The organism is Methylobacterium sp. FW306-05-D, from assembly GCF_058782155.1.
This window is the reverse complement of record NZ_JBYSXL010000136.1, coordinates 1-5748: the sequence shown is the minus strand read 5'-3', so window position 1 is coordinate 5748 and position 5748 is coordinate 1. Positions and strand designations below refer to the sequence as shown.

Annotated in this window: 6 protein-coding genes and 1 pseudogene; 2 read left to right on the top strand and 5 right to left on the bottom strand. The window is 74.5% G+C overall.

From position 1 onward, the window contains the following. Window positions 1-64: 64 nt before the first annotated feature. Both AC3WLN_RS23455 and AC3WLN_RS23450 read right to left on the bottom strand, forming a co-directional pair. On the bottom strand, window positions 65-1372 hold the full coding sequence (locus tag AC3WLN_RS23455) for a 3-deoxy-D-manno-octulosonic acid transferase (RefSeq protein ID WP_492485321.1): 1308 nt from the start codon (window positions 1370-1372) through the stop codon (window positions 65-67). 5 nt (window positions 1373-1377) lie between these two features. Next, on the bottom strand, window positions 1378-2148 hold the full coding sequence (locus AC3WLN_RS23450) for a lysophospholipid acyltransferase family protein (protein WP_492485317.1): 771 nt from the start codon (window positions 2146-2148) through the stop codon (window positions 1378-1380). 235 nt (window positions 2149-2383) lie between these two features. On the opposite strand from AC3WLN_RS23450, the pseudogene AC3WLN_RS23445 reads away from it, so the two are divergent. Continuing rightward, a pseudogene (locus tag AC3WLN_RS23445) lies at window positions 2384-2971 on the top strand (VIT1/CCC1 transporter family protein); the annotation flags it as partial. 98 nt (window positions 2972-3069) lie between these two features. After that, a complete protein-coding gene (locus AC3WLN_RS23440) occupies window positions 3070-3969 on the top strand; it encodes a metallophosphoesterase family protein (RefSeq protein ID WP_492485319.1) in 900 nt (299 codons plus the stop codon). A gap of 99 nt (window positions 3970-4068) precedes the next feature. Here AC3WLN_RS23440 and AC3WLN_RS23435 read toward each other — a convergent pair whose 3' ends face one another. The 3 genes from AC3WLN_RS23435 to AC3WLN_RS23425 form a co-directional block, all read right to left on the bottom strand. Further along, window positions 4069-4221: a hypothetical protein gene (locus AC3WLN_RS23435; protein WP_463776090.1), complete on the bottom strand. Its 153-nt coding sequence runs from the start codon at window positions 4219-4221 to the stop codon at window positions 4069-4071. A gap of 303 nt (window positions 4222-4524) precedes the next feature. Beyond that, window positions 4525-5097, bottom strand: coding sequence for a hypothetical protein (locus tag AC3WLN_RS23430; RefSeq protein ID WP_492485314.1), 573 nt, complete (start codon window positions 5095-5097; stop codon window positions 4525-4527). 85 nt (window positions 5098-5182) lie between these two features. After that, on the bottom strand, window positions 5183-5641 hold the full coding sequence (locus AC3WLN_RS23425) for a hypothetical protein (protein WP_463776092.1): 459 nt from the start codon (window positions 5639-5641) through the stop codon (window positions 5183-5185). Window positions 5642-5748 lie beyond the last annotated feature (107 nt).

Here is a 5748-nt window from a genome sequence, read left to right as displayed (position 1 = left end):
CCACCGGGCGGCGGGATGGCCGGGAGGCCCGGCCCAGAAGGCGGGGGGGCGCATCAGCCGACGCTCACGAGGCCGCCATCGCCTTGAGGGTCATCTGGGCGATGAAGGGATCGAGCACCGACAGGGTGCGGGCGACGGCGCCCTCGAAGGGCCGCAGGGCGGCGGCGCCGGCCCGGGTCATCGCCTCGATGCGGGGCCGGTCGCCCAGGAGGTCGCCAAGGGCCGCGGACAGGGCGTCGGCATCGGCCACCGCGAGGGCGCCGCCGGCCTCGTCGAGGGCGCGGTAGACCTGGGTGAAGTTGTGGACGTGCGGGCCGTGCAGCACGGCGGCGCGCAGGCGCGTCGGCTCGATCGGGTTCTGGCCGCCGTGGGGCACCAGGGAGCCGCCGAGAAAGACGATGCGGCCGAGGCGGTAGAACAGGCCGAGCTCGCCCAGCGTGTCGGCGACGTAGAGGTCGACGCCGCCATGGGGGCGCCCGCCCTGCGAGCGCCGGGCGCTGCGCAGGCCCTCGGCCCCGGCGCAGGCCGCGACGTCGCCGCCGCGATGGGGATGGCGCGGCACCACGATGGTGAGGAGCCGGGGCCAGCGCGCCCGCAGGCGGGCATGGGCCCGGGCCGCCATGGCGTCCTCCCCCGGATGGGTGCTGGCCGCGACCCAGACCGGGCGGTCGCCGACGAGGTCGCGCAGGTGAGCGAGCTGCTGGCCGTCCGCCGGCGGCACCTCGGCATCGTATTTCAGGTTCCCCGCGATGCTGACCCGGGGGGCGCCGAGGCGGCGGAAGCGGTCGGCATCCGCATCGGTCTGGGCCAGGCAGATCGCGATGCGGGCGAGGAGGGCCTCGACGGTGCGGGGCGTGCGGCCCCAGCCCCGGAAGGAGCGCTCCGACATCCGCCCGTTGACGACGAGCAGCGGGATACCGCGCCGGTGCAGGCCCAGGATCGTGTTCGGCCAGATCTCGGATTCGGCGACGAGGGCCAGGTCGGGCCGCCAGTGGTCGAGGAAGCGGTCGACCCAGCGGGGCGCGTCGAGGGGCACGTACTGGTGCACGGCCCCGGCCGGGAGGCGCCGCCCGATCAGCTCGGCCGCGCTGCGGGTGCCGGTGGTCACCAGGACCGAGAAGCCGCGGGCGATCATGCCGTCGACGAGGCCCACGAGGGAGAGCGCCTCGCCGACGCTCGCTCCGTGCATCCAGACGAGACGCCCCAGGGGCCGGGCCCGGCCGGGCCGCCCGCGCCGCTCGGCCAGGCGCCCGGAATCCTCCTTGCCCCGGCGCGCGCGCCAGGCGAGCAGGCCGGCCAGCGCCGGCTCGCCGAGATAGAGCCCGGTCCGGTAGGCCCTCAGGATCGCCGTGAGGGGCGGGGCCTTCGCCATCGCCTTCACGCGGGGGTCCCGATGCCGGCCCCAACGCGGTCCGCATGGGTGACGCGGTCGTGCGGGCCGACCCGGTCGGGGCGCCCGACGAGGGCGTAGGCCCGGTCGTGCACGCGGTTCATCTCGGCCTCCAGCCGCCGGCGCAGGGCCTCGAGGGCCTCGGGCTCGACGTCGCGCGGCACCAGGATCGGCTCGCCGAACACCATCGCGCCGCGGCCGAAGGGCAGGCCGAGGCAGGCCCGGTCCCAGCTGTTGAAGCGCCAGTGCCGGCTCGTCACCACCGCCACGGGGACGATCGGCCGGCCGGAGAAGCGCGCCAGGGTGAGGATGCCGGCATCGGCCCGGCGCGAGACCTTCGGCACGTCGGCGCTGAAGGCCACCGTCTCGCCGTCCTTGAGGGCGCGCAGCATGGCGCGCAGGCCCTCGGCCCCGCCCTTCGCCCGGGCGTCCCGCAGTACCCGGCCCCGGGCGCCGGAGGCCCGGATCACCCGCACCCCCATCCGGGTGAGCGCGATGGTGTTAATGTTGCCGTCGGGCGAGCGGGAGATGATCGTGGCGATCCGGTCGTGCGGCCGGCGCATGAACGAGATCATCGTGTGCTGGCCGTGCCACATGCCGGCGATGAAGGGCCCGAGCCCGTCGAGCCAGGAATCGGGCGCGGCCGGCTCCACCGTGAAGCGGTTGGTGCCCCGCACGAGGCGCAGGTAGCCGCCGGCGACGATGCCGAGGGCCTGCTGGACCGCGGGCGCGCGGCCGATGCGTTTGACGAGGCTCATCACGTCGCTTTCGCCTCGCGGCCTCGACGGGCGGGCGGCGAGGCTTTCGAGGAAGGGATGTCCACGGAGCCGTCCCGTCCGTCGCGCCGGAGGGCGCGCCGGGCGGGAAGCCGGGCTGTCTAGCTCCGATCCCGCGGCCGGCGCAACGGCGTGGAGGCCCCCGGACGGGCCGTTTGCGAGACAGAAACGGGCCATCGGCGCTTGTTTAGAGCTGTTCCAAGTTATAGATTGGAATCAATCCAAACAGCGGCCGGGCCGCGAAAGGACGCTCAGCATGATGATCTCCCCCGTCCAGGACGGCCCCGGATCGGTCGCCGCGATCGAGGCCGAGGCGGCCGAGGCCCACCGCGCCTTCGTCCTGCGCTACGTGCAGCCCGGCCTCGCCGGGCTCATCGACGGCTCGGTCTCGACCCTGGCGCCGATCTTCGCGGCCGCCTTCGCGACCCACAGCAACGGCGCGACCTTCCTGGTGGGACTGGCGGCCTCCCTCGGCGCCGGGATCAGCATGGGCTTCACCGAGGCGCTCTCGGATGACGGGCAGATCACCGGGCGCGGAACGCCGTGGATGCGCGGCCTGGTCTGCGGGGTGATGACCACCGTGGGCGGCCTCGGCCACACGCTGCCCTACGCGATCCCCTCCGCCTGGCCCAACGCCTTCGGCATCGCGACGGGCCTCGCCATCCTGGTGGTGGTGGTGGAACTGCTGGCGATCGCGGCGATCCGGACCCGCTACATGGCGACGCCGTTCTGGCGCGCCGCGATGCAGGTGGTGCTCGGGGGCGCCCTGGTGCTGCTCGCCGGAATCGCCATCGGCAGCGCCTGAGGAACGGGGCGGATTCGCCGGCCGAGGGTTGACCCCCGGGGCCCGATGGGGCGATGCGGGGCGCGAAAACCCGCCCGTCGCTTGTCCACCGGGGGATGATGTTCCGCCTCGCCCACCTGACCGACCCCCATGTGGGGCCGCTGACGCGCCCGCGCCTGCGCCAGCTCCTGAGCAAGCGCGCCACCGGCTACGTGAACTGGCAGCGCGGCCGCAAGGACGCCCACGACATGGAGGTGCTGGCCGCCCTGGTGGCCGACCTCCAGGCGCAGGGGCACGACCACATCGCCTGCACCGGCGACCTCTGCAACATCGGCCTGCCGAGCGAATGGTCGACCGCGAAGGTGTTCCTCGAAGCCCTCGGGGCGCCGGACGCCGTCAGCTTCGTGCCGGGCAACCACGACGCCTACGTGCGCGGCTCCCTGGAGGGGCTGCTCCTGGCCTGCGGCGCCTGGACCACGGGCGACGACGGCACGCACGGGCATTTCCCCTACCTGCGCCGGCGCGGGCCGGTGGCCCTGATCGGCCTGTCCTCGGCGATTCCCACCAAGCCGCTGATGGCGAGCGGACGCCTCGGCCCGCAGCAGATCGCCGCCACCGAGGCCCTGCTCCGGACGCTCGGGGCCGAGCCCGAGCCGCCCTTCCGCGTGGTGATGATCCATCATCCCTCGCATCCCGGCGGCACGAGCGCCGGGCGCGAGTTGAAGGATGCGGGGGCGTTCACCGCCATGGTCGCCCATGCGGGCGCCGAACTGATCCTGCACGGCCACAACCACGTCCGCAGCGTCGCGTTCGTGGCCGGGCCGGGGGGACGGTCGATTCCGGTGGTGGGGGCCGCCTCGGCCTCGGCCCGGGGCGATGCCCGGCATCACCGGGCGAGCTACCACCTCTATACGATCACGCGGGAGGCGACGGGCTACGCCGTCGCGGGTGTCGAACGGGGCCTGACCGAGACCGGCATGATCGCCGACCTCGGACCGCTCTCGCTGGTCCGGACCTGAGGCGACGCCGGACCGGCATCGCCTCGAGCCCCCGTCGTCGCAGGACGCCCGGTGCCGGGCGTCGTCCTCATCAAGACGCCCGGTGCCGGGCGCCGTCGCTCAGGCGTCCTCCAGGACCTTGGCCTGGGCGGCGATGCTGGCCTGGTAGCGTTCCGCCTGCAGGCGGGTCAGACCGCTCACCAGGACGGCGTCGCCGCGATAGACCGTGTAGGTGCCGTCATGCGTCGGCTTCACGCGAATCACGTTGGACATGGCTGCCACCCTGTCAAAAAGGTTAGACGCGATATGTTTTCGGCGGAGTTGAAATCTTAACTTCCGGTTCAGACTACGCAAGTCCTCGTCAGTCCAGAGCGCGCGAATTCCATCCCGCAACGCAGCGGAAAGACTGGCATTCCAGCGTCGCACGCGAAATCCGCGAGCCTTCTCAACGAATGGCCACGCTTGCGCCGCAGCATCGTTTTCCCGGGAGGGTGGGGGCCGGTCCGGCCCCGGGCGCCGCCGGAGGGCCGTCCGGGCTCCGTGCCGCGCCCCGGAGCGATTCGCTCGGGGTGGCGGTCAGGCGTCGCCGGGGGGCCGGGCCGGGCCGCGGCCGAGATTGGCCTGCAGGAAGTCGCTGATCCGACGCAGGTAGGATTCGAGGCCCTGGACCTCGGCCTGGGCGGCGCGGGCCTGCTGGCGGGCGTCGAGGACGGCCTCGTCGGCCTCGCGCCGGGCCATCTCGGCCTCGCGCACCCGGAGCTGGGCCTCCCGCAGCCGGATCTCCAGCTCCATGGCCTGCCGGCGCCAGGTGGCGCCCTCGGCGCGGGCACGGTCGAGCTCGCCCTGCTGCTCGACGCGCTCCCGGTGGGTGAGGCGGATCAGGTCCCGCGCCTGGGCGGAGATGGTGTCGACCCGCGTGTGCAGGGCCTGGATCGTCTCCATGCTGTGCTCGACGAGGCGCAGGGTCGTCGCCCCGAGCTCCGAGGCGGGGGAGGCCGGCGCGGGCTGGACCAGGGCGAGGGCCTGGCCCGAGGGGCGCTCGGGCACCGCCTCGTGCACGTCCTGGCGTTCGGCGCCGTGGCGCACGGGCAGCCGGGCGATCGCGAGGTCGATCACGGGCGACAGGGCAGGGGAGGCGGCAGCGGACATGGGGGCGGATCCCGGGCGGGGCACGGTCTCGAAGAGGACGCGGGGGAGCCGAACGCGGTTCCGTCCCCCCGCGCCCCGGGGCGCGTCAGGAGGCGGCCTGGACCGGAACGGACGGGGCGGCCTCGTCCTGCGACGGGCGGCGGGTGAAGCCTTCCACCACCGCGTCGTGCAGGCGGGCCAGCCATTCCTCGGCCTCCTCCGCCCGGCGCTCGGCCAGGTCGGCCCGGGTCTGGGCGGCGGCCACCTGGGCCTCCAGGGCGGTCGCCCGCTCCAGGGCGCGGGCGACCGTGCGCTCCAGCTCCTGCTCCAGCTCGGCCGCGCGCTCCTCGCTGATGCGGATCGCCGCCGTCGCCTCGTGGATGAGGTCGAGGGAGGCGGACCAGTCGCGCTTCGGCCCGGCCGGGGCCGGCAGGCCGTCGGCCGGGGCGGCCTGGGGCGCGAGCGGCTCCGGCGCGGGCGCGCCGCGATGGGGGCTCGGCAGGCTGCGCATCAGCCAGGCTCCGGCGGAAGACGTCTCTCGGTCGCGAAGCGCGGTCTCGGACATGTGGGCTTCCCTGCGCGGGGTCGGGGCCGCGCGGTCTCTCGATGGGGTGACGGATTCGGGTCGGCGCGGCTGGATCGGTCGGCTCGGGCGGGGGCCCTACTTGTCGG

Bases quoted from the DNA above. Each gene is read 5' to 3' on its own strand.
- AC3WLN_RS23455 (WP_492485321.1), bottom strand. From the start codon at position 1,372: ATGGCGAAGGCCCCGCCCCTCACGGCGATCCTGAGGGCCTACCGGACC.
- AC3WLN_RS23450 (WP_492485317.1), bottom strand. From the start codon at position 2,148: ATGAGCCTCGTCAAACGCATCGGCCGCGCGCCCGCGGTCCAGCAGGCC.
- AC3WLN_RS23440 (WP_492485319.1), top strand. From the start codon at position 3,070: ATGTTCCGCCTCGCCCACCTGACCGACCCCCATGTGGGGCCGCTGACG.
- AC3WLN_RS23435 (WP_463776090.1), bottom strand. From the start codon at position 4,221: ATGTCCAACGTGATTCGCGTGAAGCCGACGCATGACGGCACCTACACG.
- AC3WLN_RS23430 (WP_492485314.1), bottom strand. From the start codon at position 5,097: ATGTCCGCTGCCGCCTCCCCTGCCCTGTCGCCCGTGATCGACCTCGCG.
- AC3WLN_RS23425 (WP_463776092.1), bottom strand. From the start codon at position 5,641: ATGTCCGAGACCGCGCTTCGCGACCGAGAGACGTCTTCCGCCGGAGCC.